At 78.9% G+C, this 351-nt stretch carries 1 pseudogene; it reads left to right on the top strand.

From position 1 onward, the window contains the following. A pseudogene (locus IE94_RS40755) lies at nucleotides 1–351 on the top strand (hypothetical protein); the annotation flags it as partial.

The following is a 351-nucleotide window of genomic DNA, read 5'->3' as shown; positions in this document are numbered from 1 at the left end:
GGTGCCGGTGCGTACCGTCTCCGGGATCGAGGCACCGGACACGTCCGCCGCGGGCGCGGGCGCGGGCCGGCCCAGCGGTGCGGGCGCGGGGCAGCCGGCTGCCTCGGGTACCGGGCAGCCGGTCCTCGCCACAGGCACAGGCATGGGCATGGGCATGGGCACGGGCACGGGACAGTCGACCGGTGTCGGGCAGCCGGCCGGTTCGGGTGCCGGGCAGGCAGCCACCGGCACTGGTGCCGGTCCGGCGGCACGCTCGGGCGGCGGGAGCCAGCCGGCGCGGAACACGGGCCTGCAGGACGCGTCCGACGGGGCGTTGGAGGTGCCCGACGGTGACGCGGTGGGCGGACAGCC

It is taken from the genome of Streptomyces violaceorubidus, assembly GCF_000717995.1.
Lineage (GTDB): Bacteria > Actinomycetota > Actinomycetes > Streptomycetales > Streptomycetaceae > Streptomyces > Streptomyces violaceorubidus.
Note: the sequence above shows the minus strand (reverse complement) of the source record. Positions and strands in the feature narration are given on the sequence as shown.